The sequence below is a fragment of the Candidatus Avelusimicrobium stercoris genome (genome assembly GCF_002437085.1).
GTDB lineage: Bacteria > Elusimicrobiota > Elusimicrobia > Elusimicrobiales > Elusimicrobiaceae > Avelusimicrobium > Avelusimicrobium stercoris.
Map to the genome: position 1 here is coordinate 1 of NZ_DJOA01000046.1, position 20501 is coordinate 20501.

Annotated in this window: 20 protein-coding genes; 6 read left to right on the top strand and 14 right to left on the bottom strand. The window is 49.3% G+C overall.

Going from position 1 to position 20501, the window contains the following annotated elements:
- Window positions 1-1084: hypothetical protein (locus tag B2118_RS06525; protein WP_428054338.1), on the top strand; the 1084-nt coding region annotated here is incomplete at its 5' end.
- Between the two features lie 75 nt (window positions 1085-1159).
- Window positions 1160-1858: a glycerophosphodiester phosphodiesterase gene (locus B2118_RS06530; protein ID WP_428054340.1), complete on the top strand. Its 699-nt coding sequence runs from the start codon at window positions 1160-1162 to the stop codon at window positions 1856-1858.
- 77 nt (window positions 1859-1935) lie between these two features.
- Here B2118_RS06530 and B2118_RS06535 read toward each other — a convergent pair whose 3' ends face one another.
- The 12 genes from B2118_RS06535 to hpf all read right to left on the bottom strand — a co-directional run bounded on the left by B2118_RS06535 (window position 1936) and on the right by hpf (window position 11934).
- A complete protein-coding gene (locus B2118_RS06535) occupies window positions 1936-2346 on the bottom strand; it encodes a hypothetical protein (protein WP_428054342.1) in 411 nt (136 codons plus the stop codon).
- A 9-nt stretch (window positions 2347-2355) separates the two neighbouring features.
- Window positions 2356-3216, bottom strand: a complete 861-nt coding sequence (locus tag B2118_RS06540) for a bifunctional 5,10-methylenetetrahydrofolate dehydrogenase/5,10-methenyltetrahydrofolate cyclohydrolase (protein ID WP_428054344.1) — start codon at window positions 3214-3216, stop codon at window positions 2356-2358.
- 205 nt (window positions 3217-3421) lie between these two features.
- A complete protein-coding gene (lepA, locus tag B2118_RS06545; RefSeq protein ID WP_428054346.1) occupies window positions 3422-5251 on the bottom strand; it encodes a translation elongation factor 4 in 1830 nt (609 codons plus the stop codon).
- A complete protein-coding gene (gene ptsP / locus B2118_RS06550) occupies window positions 5238-6977 on the bottom strand; it encodes a phosphoenolpyruvate--protein phosphotransferase (RefSeq protein ID WP_428054348.1) in 1740 nt (579 codons plus the stop codon). The genes lepA and ptsP overlap by 14 nt, the downstream gene beginning before the upstream one ends.
- A 12-nt stretch (window positions 6978-6989) precedes the next feature.
- A complete protein-coding gene (locus tag B2118_RS06555) occupies window positions 6990-7259 on the bottom strand; it encodes an HPr family phosphocarrier protein (protein WP_428054350.1) in 270 nt (89 codons plus the stop codon).
- 12 nt (window positions 7260-7271) lie between these two features.
- Entirely contained in the window at window positions 7272-8093 is an 822-nt protein-coding gene (locus B2118_RS06560) for a PTS system mannose/fructose/sorbose family transporter subunit IID (RefSeq protein ID WP_428054352.1), read from the bottom strand.
- A 3-nt stretch (window positions 8094-8096) separates the two neighbouring features.
- The gene (locus B2118_RS06565; protein ID WP_428054354.1) at window positions 8097-8702 is read right to left on the bottom strand and encodes a PTS sugar transporter subunit IIC; all 606 of its coding nucleotides are present in this window, start codon (window positions 8700-8702) and stop codon (window positions 8097-8099) included.
- A complete protein-coding gene (locus B2118_RS06570; RefSeq protein WP_428054356.1) occupies window positions 8699-9160 on the bottom strand; it encodes a PTS system mannose/fructose/N-acetylgalactosamine-transporter subunit IIB in 462 nt (153 codons plus the stop codon). Before B2118_RS06570 ends, B2118_RS06565 begins: the two co-directional genes overlap by 4 nt.
- Window positions 9160-9567 (bottom strand): PTS sugar transporter subunit IIA, encoded by a 408-nt coding sequence (locus tag B2118_RS06575; RefSeq protein WP_428054358.1) that lies wholly within the window; start codon window positions 9565-9567, stop codon window positions 9160-9162. Before B2118_RS06575 ends, B2118_RS06570 begins: the two co-directional genes overlap by 1 nt.
- A 2-nt stretch (window positions 9568-9569) precedes the next feature.
- Window positions 9570-10427 carry an RNase adapter RapZ gene (gene rapZ, locus B2118_RS06580; protein ID WP_428054360.1) on the bottom strand — a complete coding sequence of 286 codons (858 nt, stop codon included), beginning with the start codon at window positions 10425-10427 and terminating at the stop codon, window positions 9570-9572.
- Window positions 10414-11364 carry an HPr(Ser) kinase/phosphatase gene (gene hprK, locus B2118_RS06585; protein WP_428054362.1) on the bottom strand — a complete coding sequence of 317 codons (951 nt, stop codon included), beginning with the start codon at window positions 11362-11364 and terminating at the stop codon, window positions 10414-10416. Before hprK ends, rapZ begins: the two co-directional genes overlap by 14 nt.
- Window positions 11365-11382: 18 nt before the next feature.
- Complete coding sequence (hpf, locus tag B2118_RS06590) at window positions 11383-11934, bottom strand: ribosome hibernation-promoting factor, HPF/YfiA family (protein WP_428054364.1); 552 nt, start codon at window positions 11932-11934, stop codon at window positions 11383-11385.
- A gap of 725 nt (window positions 11935-12659) precedes the next feature.
- On the opposite strand from hpf, the gene B2118_RS06595 reads away from it, so the two are divergent.
- Together B2118_RS06595 and B2118_RS06600 are read left to right on the top strand one after the other, a co-directional pair.
- Window positions 12660-13631 (top strand): glycosyltransferase family 2 protein, encoded by a 972-nt coding sequence (locus tag B2118_RS06595; RefSeq protein ID WP_428054366.1) that lies wholly within the window; start codon window positions 12660-12662, stop codon window positions 13629-13631.
- A complete protein-coding gene (locus tag B2118_RS06600) occupies window positions 13628-14539 on the top strand; it encodes a hypothetical protein (RefSeq protein WP_428054368.1) in 912 nt (303 codons plus the stop codon). Before B2118_RS06595 ends, B2118_RS06600 begins: the two co-directional genes overlap by 4 nt.
- 155 nt (window positions 14540-14694) lie before the next feature.
- Here the strand turns inward: B2118_RS06600 and B2118_RS06605 are convergent, their stop codons facing one another.
- Window positions 14695-14919, bottom strand: a complete 225-nt coding sequence (locus tag B2118_RS06605; RefSeq protein ID WP_087287124.1) for a hypothetical protein — start codon at window positions 14917-14919, stop codon at window positions 14695-14697.
- Window positions 14920-15122: 203 nt separating this feature from the next.
- Here B2118_RS06605 and smc point away from each other — a divergent pair, with 203 nt between their 5' ends.
- Complete coding sequence (smc, locus tag B2118_RS06610; protein WP_428054370.1) at window positions 15123-18602, top strand: chromosome segregation protein SMC; 3480 nt, start codon at window positions 15123-15125, stop codon at window positions 18600-18602.
- Window positions 18602-19339 carry a metallophosphoesterase family protein gene (locus B2118_RS06615; protein WP_428054372.1) on the top strand — a complete coding sequence of 246 codons (738 nt, stop codon included), beginning with the start codon at window positions 18602-18604 and terminating at the stop codon, window positions 19337-19339. The genes smc and B2118_RS06615 overlap by 1 nt, the downstream gene beginning before the upstream one ends.
- Here the strand turns inward: B2118_RS06615 and B2118_RS06620 are convergent.
- Window positions 19340-20501 (bottom strand): glycosyltransferase family 39 protein (locus B2118_RS06620; protein WP_428054374.1); only part of this gene is annotated, 1162 nt, incomplete at its 5' end. It abuts the gene before it with no gap.

Genomic DNA, 20501 nt, shown 5'->3' on the forward strand with positions numbered 1-20501 from the left:
ACAAATGCAGTTTGTAACAACCTTATCCGCCCCGGTGGGTAACTTCGCCCATTTGGACGCAGCAGACTCCACGCACGTTACGGCAGCCCCGATACTTAACTTTTGTAATACCCGTTCCAATGTGGGGAATATCGTAATCAAAGGGGCAAATGCGTACTTAAAACAAATAAATGTGCAAAATGGGACCACGTTAGGCAGTACGAATACGCCTGAATACCGTTTGAGTGAAAAATTAACGGTTGAAAACGGCGGCACGGTAACGGCCGGGCGCATAATGGCGAACAATGTAACCTTTAACGATACAAATTTCCACAAAAGCAATGTAACAGGTACAGTTTACGGTAATGACGTAGCGGTAATGGGTGGCAAGGCGGACAATATGGATATTTCCGGTACCGCCAAAATTAACAAAAGTGCGCAGAACTCGGCGAACCTTGGGGAAGAACTATGGTGGGATAACCAATATGCAAGTGATTACGACGCTTCTGGGAACAAAAAGACCAATGGCAAAACTTACACCTCGTTTTTACTCAAAAGCAAAAGCGCCTCGTCTTCCTCGTGTGAGGCACCAAATGGAAAGAAATATGCAGTGGTGAAACAATGTTCTTGTGGCGGAGAATTGTACGGGACTTGGGATAAAGATAAGTGTGAGTATGTAGCGGACGAATATGTAGAAATGGCGGTAAATTGCCGAACTAGCCGATGTTGTGCAAACCAAGACGCACATAACTATGACTGCGTGGATTATCACGGCTGTAAATTAGATACGCCTGTTACATTTAGTGTGTATGTTTATTATCAAGCGGCTTATGCCTATGGTTCCAGTAAAATGTGGTGGTATAAATATTCCTACAATTTAACCAAAGATTATTTATTGGAGGATGCTTGCGGCTGGGACGGATCTTCTGGGTTGGTATCAGCGGAATATTTATCTTGTCCGCAACGCTTTTCCCTTTCAGATTCAGGGGAAGATAAGATATATAAGAGTTGTGGGGATTGCCAATACGCAATTTCTATGAACCAAGAAAGCAATGATGAGGATTGGGATTCCTCCTATTGTCAACCTGCCCATTATTGGTTTTAGTTTTTAACCCCTCCACCTAAAACGGAGGGGTTTTTCTCTCTTGCACAAAATCCCCGTATTTTTTACACTACAAGTATGATTTATTTTGCTCATCGCGGCGCGTCCAAAGAGCGCGTCCAAAATACATTGTCTGCCTTTGCCCGCGCGCGGGAACTCGGCGCTAGCCGCTACGAGTTAGACGTGCATTTATCCAAAGACGGTGCGCTGCTCGTTCATCACGATTATTCTTTGCTATCCACGGCGGGCGTGGACGTGCAGTTGGGTTCGCTGACGGTAGCGGATCTAAAAAAATATCCGCTGATAAACAAATTTACCCAAGCGCCTGTTTTTGTGCCGCAGTTGCAAGAGGTTTTGCCTGTGGTTCGCCCGCAACTTGCGTGCCTGAATATTGAACTGAAAAACGATGACAACCGCTACCCCGGGTTGGAAGCGGCCTTGCTGGCTTGCCTGCGCCAAACAGCCCCCGATATTTTGCCAAAAACGCTGTTTTCCAGTTTTGATTACGACACCCTGGTACGGTTACGCAAATTGGATAAAAACGCGCGTATTGGCCTTTTAACACGTTCTTTTGACGTTTCCAAGGCGCTTGCGCTGAACGCGGAGAGCGTGCATATGAATTATACGCGCTTTACCCCGCAAATTGCGCAAGTTTGCCACGCAAACAACCTTAAAATTTACTTATACACGGTAAACGAGCCCGCGTTTGCCGCGCGTTTGGCGGCGGAGGGCGCGGACGGCATTTTTACCGATTGCATAGGGCTGTTTGTAAAGTAAAAAAATTAGAGGTTGCCTTTTCTGCCAATAAAAAACCGCCCCGTGAAAAAGCGGGGCGGTAACATTTAATCTACTTTTTAATAATCGTAACCGTAAGAGTTAGAGGATTCTTCGGAGGACGATTCCGCCGAGCCCTGCATACCATAATATTGTTCTGGTGTATAGCGTTTGGGCTTGCTCCACAAGCGTTTTTCCTTTTTGTAGTCCGCGTCGCTGGGCTGGCCGGGCACCTTGGGTTGTTGGCGGTCGTCAAAGAAATAAATGGTTTTATCCAGTTCCGGCCCGACATTGAAAATATATTCGGACTCAATATTCGGGGCCGTTTCGCGGCGTTCTTTGGCGGCTTCTTTGGATAAATCTTCCATATAATCTTCTTCCGTCAAATAAATTTTGCGGTTATATTTTTCTTTTTTCTTTTGGTTGGTGTTGCACGCCGCCATAAGGCCCGCGCACAGGACAAAAATCAGACAAATAGAAAGTTTTTTCATACGGTCTCCTTAAAGTTTCCTTTCCCCAGATAGTACAATGTTTTCCAGCAGCACTGCAAGCGTTACCGGGCCGACTCCGCCGGGAACAGGCGAGTAGGACACGCCGCGCGCTTCCAACTGCGCGGGAGAGGCATCCCCGCACAAACGGCCGTCCGCCCAGTTGGTTGAAATGTCAATAACCGACGAGCCGGGTTTTAGCCAGTCCGCCTGCAACAAACCGGGTTTGCCCGCGGCAGAGCATATTAAATCAGCGTCCTGTAACGCACGTGGCAAATCGGTTTTGGTGTGGCAAATTTTAACGGTCGCATTTTTGCAGGTGAGCAAATGCGCCAGCGGGCGCCCCACGGTGCTGGACCGCCCAATGACGGCGGCTTCGGCGCCGGACAAGGGAATTTGATGATATTCCAGCAAGCGGATAACGGCCATAGCCGTGCACGGGGCAAACCCTTTTAAGGCCAATATTTCCGGCCACGTCTTGCACAGAAACAAATTGCCCGCGTTGATGTTGGACATCCCGTCAATATCTTTTTGCGGGGCGAGCAAATCGGCGTACGGAGTGGCGGCCAAATGTTCGGGCAGGGGCCGCGGAATTAAAATGGCATCCACATTTTTATTGGCGGACAGATTTTTGACTAAGTCTAAAAATTCTGCCGCCGGGGTTTGGTTATCCACCTCAAAAACTTTTGTATCCACACCCAACTGCTGGGCGGCGGCGACCTCTTTTTTAAGGTACACATACGCCCCGTAATCCTCGGTGGAGCCGATGGCCCGCAAGCATATCGGGCGGCCTAATTTTTGGCGCACGGCTTCGGCCCTTTGGGGTAAGGGCTGTCGGATTTGAGCGGCTAGGGTGCGTCCTTCTAAAATCATATTTATTATTTTAGCAAATTAGGCGGTGTTATTCGTGCGAAGCCCGGATAAGGAGTGCCCAAAATAAGGCGACACCGCAAAACCAGTGTCGCCCTAGCAATTAAATGAGTGCGGAAAATCTGCCGCCCGCTAGGGCAAAAACAGTGTCGCCCAACCAATCAAATGAGCGCGGAAAATCTCCGCGGCCTGGAAGGCCCCGCAGGGGCTATTCTTCGTCAATTTTAAGCATTGCCACAAAGGCTTCTTGCGGGATGTTCAAACTGCCGATAGACTTCATACGCTTTTTACCTTCCTTCTGTTTTTCCAGCAATTTGCGTTTGCGGGTGATATCGCCGCCGTAGCATTTGGCGATAACGTCCTTGCGGAAGGCGGGAATCGTCTCGCGGGCAATCACTTTGCCGTTGACGGCGGCCTGTACAGCCACTTCAAACTGCTGGCGGCCGATGAGTTCCTTTAACTTGGCGCATAAGGCGCGGCCCATTGTTTGGGCTTTGTCCTTGTGTACCACGACGGAAAGCGCATCTACCGCCGTACCGTGGAGCAAGATTTCCATTAATACCACATCGGAACTGCGGAACCCGGCGACCTCGTAGTCAAACGAGGCGTAGCCCTTGGAAACGGATTTTAACTTGTTGTAAAAGTCTATTACCATTTCGCCCATCGGCATTTCGTACTTGATAATCACGCGCTGGTTGGACAAATGGTCCATACTCATAAAGGTTCCGCGTTTTTCTTTAAGAAGCGTCATTACGCCGTCCATAAATTCCACAGGGGTAACAATGGTAATGTGGATGACGGGCTCTTTGATATCAATAATATCGCCGTAAGGGGGGAAGTTGGCCGGGTTATCAATGATTTTATAGCCCGGATCGTCCGGCGCATCGGGCAGGGCGGAAAGTTCCTGCGGGTGCGATTTGCGCGGCGTAAACTTAACGTGATAAACCACGTTGGGGCTGGTGGCAATCAGCGATAAATTAAATTCGCGTTCCAAGCGTTCCTTTACAATTTCAATGTGTAAAATACCCATAAACCCCAGACGGAACCCAAAGCCTAAGGCCTTAGAGGTTTCGCTCTGGTAGTGGAAGGACGAGTCCGAGAGATTTAACTTTTCAAGTGCCTTGCGCAAGAGCGGAAAGTCCGTCGTCTCCACCGGGAAGATACTGGCAAACACTACGGGCTTGGCGTCGGCGTAGCCGGGGAGCGCTTTTTCGGCGGGGCGTTCGGCCAAGGTAACGGTATCGCCCACCTTTACTTGGTGGATGTCTTTAATACCGGCAACCAAATAGCCTACTTCCCCGGCGGAAAGTTCGGTGTCCTTGTGGAGTTGCTTGGGCGTCATATAGCCCAGTTCTTCAATTTTATAGGTAGTGCCGGAGGACATAAACTTAATGATTTGCCCCGGTTTGACGGCTCCGTCCACAATGCGCACATACATAATTACGCCGCGGAACGGGTCATAATACGAGTCAAAAATAAGGGCGCGCAAGGGGGCGTTCGGGTCGCCTTGCGGGGCGGGAATATCGGTAATGATACGGTCCAGCAAATGTTCAATGCCCATACCCGTCTTGGCGCTGACGCGTTCGGCCTCAATGGGCTCTTTTAAAATGTCCCACAGTTGCTCTTCGGACGTGTCCGCATCGGCCTGGGAAAGGTCCACCTTGTTCATTACGGGGATGATTTTTAGGCCCAAACTCTGTGCCAAATGCGCGTGCGCCACGGTCTGCGCTTCTACGCCTTGCGAAGCATCCACCAAAAGCAGCACGCCCTCGCAGGCGCGCAGAGAACGGGCCACCTCGTAGGAAAAGTCCACGTGGCCGGGGGTGTCAATAAGATTTAAAATGTAATCTTTGTATAAAATGCGTACCGCTTTGGCTTTAATGGTAATGCCACGCTCGCGTTCCAAGTCCATCCCGTCTAGCAGTTGGGCTTGCATTTTGCGCTTGGGCACGGTGCCGGTATCTTCCAAAATGCGGTCGGATAGGGTTGTCTTGCCGTGGTCAATATGGGCCACGATAGAAAAGTTACGAATCTTCATTTTTGTTGTTATCAATTAATTGCCGGATTTCGGCCGAACTGCCCATTAACAGGGCGGCTTGGGCCAAATCGGAACAGTTTTCAAAATTCAAATTGCGTATGTTGTTTTTTACGCGCAGATACATACGCGGCGTTACGGAAAGCGCATCCACGCCAAGCCCCAAAAGTAACGGCAACATACGGGAATCGGCGGCAATTTCCCCGCAGATACAAACCCGTTTGTTGCGTTTGTGGGCGGTTTGGATAATTTGGTTTATCGTACGCGCCACGGCGGGGTGGCAGGGGTCGTACATATGGGCGACTTCCTGGTTCACGCGGTCCACCGCTATTAGATATTGTATCAAGTCATTAGTGCCAATGGAAATAAAATCCAGTTCGCCAATCATCCCGTCCAGGGCAATGGCGGCGGCAGGCACTTCAATCATCGCGCCCAACGCCACGCGGTTTAAAGGCTTTTTGCCCTTGGCTTCAAACTCCTTTAATACCTCATTAAAGGCGGTGCGGACGTGGCGGACTTCCTCTACTGCGGACACCATAGGAATCATTATCTTCACTTGTGCGGGAACCTCGCAGGCGGTGCGCACAATGGCGCGCAACTGCGTGTAGAGCAGGTCCGGGTTTTTTAAAAACAAGCGGATACCGCGGCAGCCCATAAAGGGGTTGGCGTCTTTATCAAATTCATCCAGCGGAAAATCAGGCATTTTGTCAGCGCCCAAGTCTGCTAGGCGGATAGCCGTGGGGCGCATATCAAAACGCTTTAAAACGGCCAAATACATACGGTATTGGTCGTCCTCGGTGGGCGGCGTGGGCGTATCCATATACAAAAATTCGGTGCGCAGCAGCCCTAACCCGTCGGTAATTAAGCGTTTGTTGTCCTTGTTGTCGGTACGCGGGTCGTAATTTACATACAGTTTTACGCCGCGGCCGTCCTGCGTGATAACGGGCAGGTGGTTAATGGTTTTTAACAGGGCGTCCGTCTTTTTTATTTCGCGCTGGATTTTGCGGTAATTGGCCAAGGTGTAGCGGTCCGGGTTGATTACCAAGAGGCCGTTTTCGCCGTCAATAATCAGCGTGTCGCCGCTTTTTACATCTTTGGACGCGGTGGATAACCCAACGACGGCGGGCAGATTTAAACTCTGCGCCAAAAGTGCGGTGTGGCTCGTTTTCCCGCCGACGTCTGTGCAGAAACCGATGACTTGGTTTTCCTGCAAGTTAATGGTGTCGGACGGGTACAAGTTGTGCGCCACGAGCAAGGAGGGCTTATTGATAGAAGCCAAAAACTCGCGCTTGCCGCCTTCCAAATTGTTTACCAAACGCTTGCCCACGTCAAAAATATCGTTGCGGCGTTCTTTAAAAAACGGGTCCTCAATTTTGTCAAAGGCGGAGGCTAATTCCTGCAAGGTAAGAAACAGCGCGGCCTGCGCGGAAAGGTGTTCCGTACGGATTTTTTTGGCGACGGAATCCTTTAAGGCAGGATCCTGCAAAATCAGTTTGTGGGTGGACATTAAATTGGCATATTCCGTCCCCAAGGTGGAGAGAACCTTCTTTTCGCACGCATCCAACTCATCCAGCGTTTTTTGCATAGCGTGGTGCATCTTTTGCAGTTCCGCTTTTACTTCGGCAGGTTCAATATACTGCCGCGACACTGCAAAATTATCTCCGGGCAACAACACCGCTGGCCCAATGGCTACACCAGGGCTCGCGGCAATGCCTTTTAGCACCAACATACTGTTTTCTCCTTAAAATTCTTCGTTAAATTTATTGTCAAACAAATTTTTAATCGTATCAAAGGCTTCTTTTTCATCCGAGCCGTTTGTCGTAAGCGTTACAAAGGAGCCGCACTCCGCCGCCAACATCATTAACCCCATAATGCTCTTGGCGTTGACGTTTACCCCGTCCTTGGACAGTTGGATATCGCACGCGAAATTAGCCGCCGTCTGCGCCAGCAGCGCGGCCGGGCGCGTGTGCAAGCCCAACTGGTTAATGATTTTTATGTCCTGTTGTATCACAAATCCCCCATATTACAAATAACAAACAAGGTTAAACACGGCTACCGCCGCCAAATACAAATACATATTCGGTATGCGCAGTTTGCGCGTAATGAAACTGACCATAATAAAAAACAGCACAATTACGGCCCGCGTAACAAAATGCACATCTATTTCGGCAAAGTCTTTTAAATAATAATATACGCCGAACAAAATCATCCCCACCGCCAACACAATACCAATACGTTTGGCGTTGTAGATGGTTTTGTTCCAGTCAAACCGCGTAAGGCCAAAGCAGGAATTTTCCTTGGCGGTGTAACTGATTTTTAAACCTTGCCATTTTACAAACAGCGCTACGGCGTTAAAGGCAAAAAAGGCGGCCGCGCCTGCGCCAAAGACATAAAAAAGCGGAAATTTTACACTTTCGTCCAATTCAAAAAAGTTTACGCCCAAGGCCAGCCAAATAAAAATAGCCAGTAACAGCGTGAGCGGCTTTAACGCGCCCCAAAACAAACGGTCTCCGATAGAGGCCGTAGTAATGGATAAACTGCGGCGTATACCGTTCCACTCGTTTATTTTGTTCTTAAAGTCAGAAAGCGACTGCGCGTGCGCAATTTCTTCCTCTTGCTTGGCGAGTGCCCCTAAGCAAAAAGAAGCCATTACGGGGTGTGTGTTAAAACTTTCCAAATAGCGTTGCAAAACAGAGGGCAGGGCGTCTTTGTCGTCCTTGTATTCGTTTTTCAAAAACGGGAGCATTGTAAACGTGAGCCCCAAGTTTTGGTATTTCATATAGTTCCAGCCCGCTTGCAGGAAGAAGGAACGCAGAAACAAACTGAGTTGAAGCGAAAATTTCATACGTTACCTCGTCTTTAAGCGGAACGCGGGTACCAACGTGGCAAGCCCGATCCACGGAACAGCCATATAGGCAAACCGGCACGCAAAGTGCGCTTGCGCCGGGATAAACGGCACGAGCCAGACAAGGCCCTTGCCGCACAGCCAAGTAAACAGAAAAATCAGCAGGAACGTGCTTAAAAACGCGTTGGCGAGCGCGGACAAAATGGCGTGGTTAATCTGTCCGGGCTGTTGCATTACGCGTCGCTCCCAAAAAATCAGCCATTTAAAGCGGTTCTTGCGCATAAACTTTTCGGCAAGCGCAAATAAAATCGCTCCCACTACGCCAAAGAAGAACGCAAAGTAAAGTTCAATGCCCATTGCGTGCAACGCAAGCGTAACCGCGGAACAAACCACCGCGCTGGGGGGTAAAATGCCACCCAAGGGGTTTACGTCCGAAAAGAGCAGTTCCGTAAATACGCCAACCTGTATGCCGGCCATTAAATCGCCTGTCCAAAGGGATAATAGCGGCCCCGCGATAATTCCGCGCGAAAGCGTCAACTGGAACGCATACGTTGTGTCCAGTTCTAGTAGCGCCGCACTTACGCACAGGGCAAAAATTTCCGGGGTCATTGTAAGGCCTCGCTTACCGATACGGAAGCGGAGGTGGGTACTGCGCGCGTTTCAATTTGGATTCCTAGGTCCCGTATCAGTTTTAAAAATTGTTTGTCATCCGCGTCCAAAAATACGTTATCATCCAACTTTTGGGCGCCGTCTTTAAAGTGCATCCCGCCGATATTTAGGGATTTAATTTGCAGCCCGTCTTTAATCAGGTCCGTAAATTCCTTTAAAGAGCCCATTAACAGAAAGATGCGCCGTTTGGATTCGGCCGCATACCGCGCGCAGGCGTGCGGGTCCAAAATCGTCAGTTCATATTCGTAGGGCAGGCTCAAACGCAGGAGCCCGCGGTTGAGGCAGGACTCCTTGTAACAAGGAATCAAAATCTCATCCACGTTTAACTCCGGCAGCCAGGCCTGTACAATTTGGCCGTGAATCAGGCGGTCGTCCACCCGTGCGAATATAATCGGCATTAGAGCCCCTTAATCAAAAGTTCCGTTGCGTTGATAACCGCGCGTTTGCCGTCGGCTTCAATTTTTTCCGCCAGTTCCTTGGAGGACAATTTTTTGCGGTTGTTCATTGCGGTTAGGAGCATACTTAAATTGAGCCCCGTAATCACATAGCATTTGGGCAAATCTTTGCTGGCGGTGAGCGAAATATTGGTCGCGCTGCCGCCAAAGATATCGGTCAAAATAAGTGCGCCGTCTTCGCACGATTTTAACAGTTCGTGCAGTTTGGCGGCTTCCTTTTCCACCGAGGCGGCCGTGGTAACGGCAAAGGTAGCAAAGCCATCGTCCGACGGTTTGCCGATGATTTGTCCGGCAGTTTCCAACATTTGTTGGGCCAAGTGCCCGTGCGTTACTAAAACAATTTTTACCATAATTAAAGTCCTATGTCCCTATGAAATTCCGAAGCGTTTAACCCTGCTTTGGTCAGGCGTTGGGCCAGTTCGTGCGCCATAAAAACGCTTCTGTGTCGTCCGCCCGTGCAACCCATTGCAATAGTTAAATAACTTTTTCCTTCCTTAATATACTTAGGTATCAAATATTTAATTAAATCTGCAAATTTTTCAGCAAATTCCTTTGTTTCTTTAAAGGACATAATATATTGCTGAACCTCTTTATCCAGGCCCGTTTTTTCGCGCAGTTCGGGAATATAGAACGGGTTTGGTAAAAAGCGTACGTCCATTACAATATCGCAATCCTTTAAAATACCGTTTTTAAAGCCGAATGACGCCACGGTAATTTGCATATCACCCTCGCGCGTGAGCCCCAAGAGCGCGGAAAGTTTTTCTTTCAGTTCCCCCAGTTTTAAGTCGGAGGTGTCTATCACCTTGTCGGCCATTGTGCGGATAGGGCTCATCACCTTGCGCTCGTGCGCCAGGGCGGTAGCCAGTTTTTTGTGAATCGGGTGGCGGTGCTTGGTCTCCGAGAAGCGGCGAATCAAACACTCCTCCGACGCGTCCAAAAAGATGACCTTTACGACGAAATCGTCCTGCACCATTGAGTTTAAAATCTTGGGCATTTCGCGCAGGCGGTCGCCCTCGCGTACGTCAATGCCAAGGGCCACATCGCGGCGTTCGCCGCTTTGTTTTAAATAGTCGGTAAAGTTTTTAAACAGGGCAAGCGGCAGGTTGTCCACGCAATAAAACCCAAAATCGCCAAAGATTTTCAGCGCCTGGGATTTGCCGGCCCCGCTCATACCCGTAATGATAAAAATCCGTCTTTTATTGCTTGCCATTGGTTCCCTTCTTCATTTTATCCAAGATTTTTTGGCTAAATTCTTTGGCGGAAAAAATGCCTTGGCTTTTGAGTTGCTGGTTTAGCGCGGCCACCTCAATCAGTACGGCCAAGTTGCGCCCCGGTGTAACGGGCAAGCCCAGCGAAGGCACTTCCACTCCCAAAATATTAGTCGTTTTCTGCTCCACTCCCAGGCGGTCAATGGGTTGTTTGCTGGGGGACGTAAGCACCACTTCCATATCAATATTGGTTTCGTCCAATGTAGAGCCTACGCCAAACAAAAGGGGTACGTCCAAAATTCCCAGCCCGCGCACTTCCATATAATGCTTTAACATTGTCGGACAGGAGCCGACCAGAAAACGGCCAAACCGTTTTTGCACTTCTACTACATCATCCGCTACTAAAATATGTCCGCGCTTAATCAGTTCCAGCGCACACTCGCTTTTGCCGATGCCCGCATCGCCGCGGATTAGTACGCCGATGCCGCTCACATCCACCAGTACGCCGTGCATATGCGTAACGGGCGATAATTTTTCGTCCAAAAAGCGGGAGAACTCCGCAATAAACGCGGTGGACTCCATATCTGTTTTAAGCACCGGCACGTCCGAACCCAAACAGGCCTTTCGTACGGCAGGCAGGGGGTCTAATCCGGCGGTGGTAATCACACAGGGCACTTGGCCCTCGCTTAACATTTTGGAAATATTGGCGCGCAGGCGCGTTTTGTTTTCCTTTTGGCAGAACGCGTGTTCCCCGCGGCCGAACACTTGTACGGAATTGGGGCGGAAACTTTCCAAATGGCCGCAAAGCGCCAAGCCCGGGCGGTTGACGTGCCCGAGCGTGATTTCGCGGTGGATATACCGTTTTCCGCAGACCAACTCCAAGTGGAGTCTTTCCACTTGGAGCAGTTCTGCTACGGTGATAGATTTGGTAAATTCCAAAAGAGCCCCCCGTGTGGGTTATTTCTTCTTAATCGGTTTAATCAGCCCGTAAGTACCGTCCAGGCGTTTAAAGATTAAGTTGATTTGTTTGGAATCTTCGTCCAAGAACATCCAGAAGGAATATCCCAGGCGTTCCATTTCGTAGGCGGCGTCTTCCGGGTTCATCGGAGAAACTTCCACCTGCTTAATGACGGAAAATTTCACATCCGTCTGCGGCAAAATAAGGTGTTCGGCAAACGGATTTACGTCCGCTTCCTTTGCTGCCTTTTTGGTTACCTTGCGGGCCTTGGCTTTGTTTTTAATTTTCTTGGCCTGCGCTTCGGCTTTTACCGCGGCGGCGTCAATGGCTTTGTAGAGGTTGTCTTCCACGGCGCTGGCGCTGATGGTGGTTTTGGCCCCCGTGTGCAGCACAATGTCGGCGCGCTGGTTGATTTTCTTTTCCACCGAAATCAGCACTTGGGCGGAAACAATGTTGTCAAAAAAGTTTTCAATCTTGCTTACGCGCGTGTTGATAAATTCTTTAATGGCCGGAGTCAATTTAATGTTTTTGGCCGTAATTTTAATATCCATATTCCCTCCGTTATTGTTTTACGAGTGTATCCCCGTAGAGTTATTAAACCATTAATCAGCCCCGCTGTCAATTACGCGTACGGGGGACGGACGCAACTGCACTAAAAACTGTTGGGGCGGTTGGGCCGCAACCGTATGCGGCCGGAGAAAACTATTAGTTGGTTGGGGCGTTGGGCCCGTGAACGGAAGAATTATTTGATGCGCCTCCGGGAACGTCAGTTAATATTAGTAGTGTAGGCGTTTTGGACGGAATTTCAAGCCCTGCCTTGCGTTTGGGGAGAAATTTGTTTAAGATATATGTAAGCAAGTACCCTTGCCCGCCGGACGCTTCGGCACAATTTGATGCTGTTTTTGGAAGCCTGTGTGGAACAGGTTGAGCCGCGTAATACGGCGCACATCACTCCAAAAACGGCCGTATTTTAAACGCAATATGAGCGGCCTAATTACCCGCTTGTATTGCGTTGAACGCTCTTTGCCATATTTTTATATATGGCAAGGGCTACGGCTGTTTGCTTCGGGTTAGTGATGTGGCTCTGGCAACCGGCCGTTTTTGTTTCCTCACGGGCTTAAAAAGAAGCCCGCTCCCTGCTTTTGTTTACGTTGCTTGCTTCTTTATCCATATAATAAGGCGTTTATTTTTAACGCGTGGGAAAACCTCCGCCAAGAGTCTCCTGCGCGTAACCCCGCGCGTTTTTGCGCGCGGGGTATTTTACAAAGGAGCGATTATGAAACCTCAAATCTCGGTGTTGGTTCCCGTGCGCAACGCGGAAAAATATTTACCTCTGTGCTTATCTTGTTTAGCCAAGCAGACCTTTACGGACTTTGAAATTATCTGTATAGATTCTGCCTCTACTGATAACACCCTTGCCATTTTGAAGCAAGGCGCCAAAGAGGACCCGCGACTGCGTTTTACGACGCAGGAAAATAAAGGCATTGCCGCCACGCGCAACACCCTCGTGCAGAAAGCACAGGGAAAGTATTTGGCGTTTATAGACGCGGACGATTTTGTTTTCCCCGCGTATTTGGAAAAACTATATCAGGCTGCCGAAGCGGAGCGGGCAGAAATTACCAGGTGCTTTTTTTACGAGGTGGAAGAAAACGGCTTTCCGCGCGTGCAGGAACATTGCCACAGCAGTTTTTACCGCTTGTGCGCGGAAGGGGACGGGGCGCGCTTTCGCGGCGGGTACGAGGATTCCGTACTGTGGGGAAAATTATTTTTGCGCGAGTGGTTCGTAAAACATCAATTTGAATTTTGGACGGGGCGCGTAGCCGAGGATTTCTGCGTGGTTATTTTGGCGTATTTGTATGCTAAAAAAATTGCGGTCGTGCCGGAAAAATTATATTGCTACCGCAAGGGCAATGCTTCGGCCATTACGGCTAATTCTTATAATATGGCCGTCGGTGCGCTGCTCAATCTGGTAGATTTAAAAACGGATTTAATTCGTCGCCAAAAATGGAACCGCCAAACGGCGCAGGAGTGGATGCGTGCTACGGTGTGGGGCATTTGCCGTTTCCGCAAATTCACAGCGACAAAACGCCAAGAACAGCAAGAATTGCTCGCTCGCGCTTTTACCGCCGCGTGGAAAAGTGTAAGCCTTTGCGGCGGACTTTCTTATTTGCGCTGGCGTGCGTTCTTTTTGCTGGTAAAATTGTGCGGCAAGCGGAGCGTTTACTTTTGGAGCAAACTTTTTAGATGACTGCAGATTTTCCGGTTGATTTAATTCTGCCGTGGGTGGACGGGAACAACCCAACTTTTGTGCGTGAGCGCAATCGGTATGCGGTTACTCCTGTGCCCGCCGCGCGGTTTGTGCAAGCGGGCGAACTGCGCTACGCGCTGCGCAGCGTGGAAAAATTTATGCCGTGGGTAACGCGCGTAGTGCTGGTAACTAACGGCCAATTCCCGCCTTGGTTAAACCTAAAATATCCGCATTTAAAATTTTTAACGCACGCGGAATTTATGCCGGCTTCCGCTTTGCCTACCTTTAACTCGTGTGCAATAGGAATGGGTGTAACCAAGTGGCCGGATCTAGCCGAACACTTTTTGTTGGCTAACGACGATACCTTTGTGTTTCGTTCGGTGGAGCGGGAGTATTTCTTTCCCGCTCCAAACCGTGTAAATAATTATTACGCCTTTTACCCGCGTAAAAATTACGGAGAGACTTCCTACGGTCGGCAACTGCTGTTTATCCGTAAGCGGCTTAAAGCGGTTTTCCCTGCGGTGGATTTTCCGTTGGAGCCAACCCATAATATTTCGGCTTACTTAAAAAGTTCCGTGGCTCCGGCTTGGAACTTATTTGCAGATGAGTTATCAGCCACCGTGCAAAGCCGTTTCCGTAAAGAAAACAATATGAACTTTTATTTGTTTGCGTGTATGGCCGCAGTGCAAGGCTGCGCGCAGTGGAAAAAGCGTCGTATGTCGCGCTTGTTTGGTTCGGATGCGTGTGTATGGGAGTTGTACCAAAACTTTGAGCGGGAAATAAACAAGTACCGCCCGCGGTTGGTGTGTTTGAACGATTCGGAGAACTGCGGCCCGCAGGACCGGGCTAAACTAACGGCGTATTTGCAAAAGGTATTTCCTTTGGCAAGCCGTTTTGAAAAAACATAAAGGGGCACAAAACGCTGGAGCAATGCGTGATGTCGTACAATGCGAGTTGCGCCCCTTCGCGTCTGGCAGAGCCTCGCGCGAATAAAGAGAGTGATGTGCGCGAGTGCCTGTGTCTGTAAAACACCCCGCAAGAGTGCGGGGTGTTTTAAATTAGTTTATTTTGCGTTTACCATTTTGGCTCTGGAAATATCGCCTTTCTTATCCAAGAAATAGAGATATCCTTTTTCTTTTTTGATACCGCATTTTTCAACTTTTTTCGGTTTACCGCCTTTTTTGCCGCCTCTGGCCATTTGCACGCGGGCAATATCGCCGTCTTTGTCAATGTAGTAGAGGAAGCCGTCTTCGCGGTCCATACCAACTTTGAGTACTTTTTCTGCCATAGTGGATAATCCTCCTTTTAAGGAAAAACAGTCTTACGAAAAAAGTCTAATAAAAAAATATACACTTTGCAAGGGATTTTTTTCGTCGGCACTCACTCGGCAAGGTAAAAAGACCGTACGCGTAGAAGTGAAATTTTGCCAAAAATGCCTATATTGTATAGGGAAATGGTATAATCAAATTATATCTGCCAATAGGGGACGTTATGTATTTAAAAGCGATTGAAATCCAAGGTTTTAAATCTTTTGCCGACAAATCCCGCCTGGACTTTGAGCCCGGCATTACTTGTGTGGTGGGCCCGAACGGGTGCGGAAAATCCAACGTGATTGACTCCGTGCGCTGGGCCATCGGCGAGATGAGTTGGAAGTCCCTCCGCTCCGCTTCTATGGTGGATATTATCTTTAACGGTACGGCTAAGCGCGCGCCTTTAAATATGGCGCAGGTCAGTATGGTGTTTGATAACGCTTCGCGCCAGTTGCCGCTGGATTTTAACGAAATTACCGTTACGCGCAAAATTTTCCGCTCCGGCGAAAGTGAATACTATTTAAATAAAGTCCAATGCCGCCTGCGTGATATCCGCGATTTATTTTTGGATACAGGTATCGGTGGGGAAGGGTACGCCATTATTGACCAGGGGGGCGTGGAAAGCGTTTTGTCCGCCTCGGCCGAGCAGCGCCGCGAAATGTTTGAAGAAGTGGCGGGCGTATCTAAATATAAAGCCAAGCGCGAGGAGTGCATTAAGCGTTTGGAGCGCGTAGATTTGGACTTGGCCCGTCTGGCCGATACGGTGGCGTTAATTGCCGAGCAAATTAAAAAATTGGACAGCGAAGCCAAAAAAGCCCGCCTGTATCAAAAGTACCGCGAGGAATTAAAAGAAAGCGAAATTGCCATTTCCGTTTGCTCCATTAAAGAGTCGGACGGACTGATTGCCAAGCACTCCGGCGAATTGGCCCCGGTGGTGAAAAAATTGGAAGATTTAGAGGCCCGCATTTCCGCACAGGAAGGGGCCGCCGCCGCATTGGATTTAAATTTAACGCATAAACAAAAAGAAGCCGCCGAATTTAACGAAAAAATTTCCGCCAGCAAATACCAAGTAGGTTTGTTGGAAGGCGCCATTAAAAACTGCGACAACCTGACGAACGAACTAACCACACAGGTGGCCACGTCGGGTGCGGAAGCCCAGCGCGGGCAAAACCGCTTGCAGGAATTGGCTCCGGCGCTTGCGCAACTAAAAGAACAGTTGGCGGCGGTGTCGGCGGAACTCACGCCGTTGCAGGCTAATTACAACGAGCAAACCGCCCAGGCGCAAAAGTTGGAAAACGATTTGCGCGCGGCGGAATCGCAGTTGCAACGTTCGTCGGGTGAATTAATGTCGCTCGTACAAAAACAAATGGAAGCAGAGAACCGCATTTCGCTGGAAGAGTCCTCTATGCAGCGCGAAAACGAGGATTTGATTGCGGCTGAAAAAACGAGCCAAGCCCAACAAGCAGGGCTGGCGGGTATCCAAAAAAGTTTGCAGGAAATTTCCGCCCGTGTGCAGGCTAAACAAACCGAGGCCAATCAAGCGCGCGAAGCCATTACAAGCGGTGAAGAAAATGTGCGCAAATTGCAGGGTGTTCGTTCTTCTTTAAACGAAAAACTTTCCTCTGTAAAATCGGCCCGCGCCGCACTTTCCGCTAAGTTGGAGATTATTCAAACCCAAGGCAAAAACGACCCATACTGGGTGGGTGCCAAAACGGTGGCCGAAAGTGGCCTCGCTGGTGTGAAGGGCACGTTAAGAAAGGCCCTTAAATATCCCGCCGCGTTAAGCGTAGCGGTGGAGGAAGCCTTCGGCAAATATTTGGACGCTGTTTTGTGCACGGACGCGCAAACGGTGGAACAAGCCCTATCCCTTTTAAAACAGCACGGCAAGGCACGCGCCAAATTTATTGTTTTAAACCAAGTGCCCGCAACGCCCGAAAAACCGGCTGAAAACGCACTTAAAAACCAGTTAAAATATCAGCCGGGATTGGAAAATTTAATTAACTTTATCATCGGCGGCTACTCGTACCAAGACGGAGCCGTAAAGGGCGAGTTCTTTATCGGCGGGGGCGCGGAAGGTGTCCGTGCGCCGGAAGCCTATTGGGGCGAGGAAGAAACCGTCCGCGGTGAAATGGCGGCCAAAGCGGCGGAAGAAGACGCTGTTTCTAAGGATATTATCGCTAATTACGAAGCCTTATCCAAGGCGGAAGAAAATTTAAAAAATCTGCGCGCTAAATCGCAGGAAGCCGTTTTATCGTTAAACTCCGTGCAAAACGAGCGCGCCAACAAAGAGCGCGAACTGCGCTCCACGCAAGACGCGCTAAACCGCGCCGCCCAACGCAAGCAGGAAATCACCTTGCGCGTAGATAACCGCAAGCGCAATGTGGAAACGCTCAAACAAAACTTGCAGGATTTAAAACGCCGCCACCAGGAAGCCGTAGTGCGCGGGGAAGAGTTAAAAAAATCCCAAGTAACGCTGCGCGAAAACGCCGAAAAATTAAAGGGCGAAATTAACGCGTTAAGCGCAAAACTCTACGAAGTAAAAATCAAAAAAAATAACGTGGAATTGGATTTAAAATCCACGGAATACGAATTTAACAGTTTAACCGCCAGCGAGGGCCAGCGGAACCAAAAAATCGCGTCGGCCAATTTGCGCCTAAAAAGTTTAGCCGAGGAAAAACTTTCCACCCAAGCCAAACTTTCCACCGAGCGCGATACGTTAGCCAAATTGGAAATTGATGAGCACAAAATGCGCTCCGACTTGGAAACGCTCAAAAAAGATTACAGCGATAAACTGGCCGCCCTAAATGCGTGCAAAAAAGAATCGTCCGACCTGACGATTAAAAAGAACGATTTGGAAAATGCCCTTTCCAACGCGCGCCGCCAACGCACCACGGTAGTAAACAACTTGTTTGAAAGTTGGAATATTACGCCCGAGGAAGCGCAAATGAATTACGGCGACAAAACGGTGGATTACGAGCGCGTAAAGATGATGAGAAAGCGCATTGAAAATATGGGCGCCGTCAATATGACCGCGCCGGAAGAGTACGACGCACTGACGGAAAGAAACACCTTCTTGCGCACGCAGATTGCGGATTTGGAAAGCGCCAAAAAGGATTTAAAATCCGCCATTAACAAAATCAACCAAACCACGCGCGAAAACTTTAAATATACGTTTGAGCAAGTGCGTATGCACTTTAAAAACATTTACCAAACGCTCTTCCGCGGCGGCGAGTGCGACCTCGTACTCACCCAGCCGGATAACCTGCTGGAAACGGGCATTGAAATTTACGCCCAGCCCCCGGGCAAAAAATTGTTGAACATTACTTCTATGTCCGGCGGCGAAAAAACGCTGACCGCAATGTCCTTGCTGTTTGCGTTCTTTACGCACAATCCGTCCCCGTTCTGCATTATGGACGAAGCCGACGCGGCCTTGGACGAAGCCAATGTGGAGCGCTATGTGAACCTGATTAAAGAGTTCTCCAAAACCACGCAGTTTATAGTGGTAACGCACAACAAGCGCACAATGGAATCAGCCCGTATGCTCTATGGTATTACGATGGAAGAGAGCGGCGTTTCCAAGGTAATGTCCGTCAACCTGGCCGAGCGCAACCCCGAAGCCACGCAAAAAAAGGAAGCCATTGAGGCGTTGGCGGAGGCGTAATGAAGATAGGGGTGTTTTCGGACGTACACAGTAATTTAGAAGCGTTAAACGCCTGCTTGGCCCGTTACGAGCAAGAGGGCGTGGAACACTTTATTTACTGCGGGGACATTATCGGTTACGGGCCGGACCCCGAAGCGTGCGTAAAGAAAATTTCCTCTTTAAATTTGTTGGCCTGTGTGTTGGGCAATCACGATGCCGTGTTTGTCCAGCCCGAGTTGGAAACCTTGTTTAATTACGATGCCAAAATTGCGTTGGATGAAAACAAAAAGCATTTAAGCGAAAAATCTATCCGTTATTTAACCTCTTTGCCCACCGTAGCGCGCGGGGAAAATTTTACTGTGGTGCACGGCACGCCCACCGACCCGATAAAGGAATATTTTTCCAGTTGTACCCAGTTCCGCACCACATATGACAAGTGGCAGGGAAAAATTTGCTTTGTGGGGCACTCCCATTTGTCCTTTTATATCCGCGGTACGCAAAACTCGTGCGTGATTTATTTGTGCAAACGCGAGGACGCCACCGTCCACTTGTCCGACAAAATGCGCTATGTGCTGAACCCGGGTTCCGTGGGCAAGCCGCGCGATTTAAACCCGCACGCCTCCTTTGGCATTTGGGATACCGAAAAAAGCACCTTCCGTTTTATCCGCCAACCGTACGATTTCGCGCCCACACAGAAAAAAATGCAGGAAAGAAAGTTCCCCGCATTTTTAATAAACAGTTTGGCGCACGGCCTGTAATTACCGTTTTATTTTTTGTTTGGCATATTGCAGGAGGGCGTTTGCCGCCGCGCTCGCGGGGATGCACAGCGCAAATTCAAACGGAGCGCGGAAACGTGCGTACGCACCGAAAAACACCGAACCGATTCCCCAAAAATACAAACAATACACCAATAGAAAAAAAGTTTCCGCTTTGCGCCTTTTCCATAGCAGGATAAAACCGCCTACACTAAAAAGAACCAACAAAAACACTTCTCCGCTTGCCGCAATAAAAAGCAGTTTGTCGGTGGCCGTTTTGAGCCAATTTTCGTGCAGAGCGGTGGTGTGGTTTAGCATTTGCCCGTCCAATTCTTCCTCGGGTATGGCGCCGCCCGTCAGCAGGCGCGAAAGATGGACGAAATTGGCCCCAAAGAGCGTTTTCATTGCCCATAAAGGGGCACGGGAGAGTTTATATAAAAGGGCCTCTTTAATAAGCGGTTTTGCCATTGCCTTATACAGGCGCACTTGGTCCACTGGGGGGAGTGCGTTAAACCCGGGCGGGAGCGAATCTTCCAGCGCGTCGTGTGCCTGCGGAACGGACAGATTATATTTGTAGGCCAAATAATCCTCGTTCCACATATACAGGTTGTATGCGCCTACGGTTGTAAACCCGCCGAAGCCCGTTTGAATGTAATTTCTCACCTGCCACGCGCCGACGAGAGCCAATAAAGGGACAAAGAAAAGCGTGGCAATCTTCCAGGCAGAAAAGCGCACCAGTTTAGCGGCGGAAAAGCACACCAAGATAATTGCGCTTGCAAACATAAAGTAATATGTGGCCGGACGCACATAAACGGCCCCCGCTAAAAAAAGCGCGGCTAACAGAATTTTCCACCCGGTGGGTTTTAATAAAAAGTCTACCGTAAAATAAACAAACCAAGAAAGTAAAAATGCGCATAAAACTTCTGACAGCACGGCAAACGAAAGCGAGAAATACAGCACGCTTGCCGCACAAAAGAACATCGCCCAACGCGCCGCATTTTTGCCGTTTATTTTTTCAGCCGTCATATACACAGGGATAAGCAAGGCTAGTGAAAGCAAATTTTGCACAAGCGCCACGGCCCACGTCATATTGCCGAAAACCGTTTGCACCAGGGCCAAAAAGAACGGATAGCCCGGCGTGCGCAACAGCATTGGCGTGGCGGTT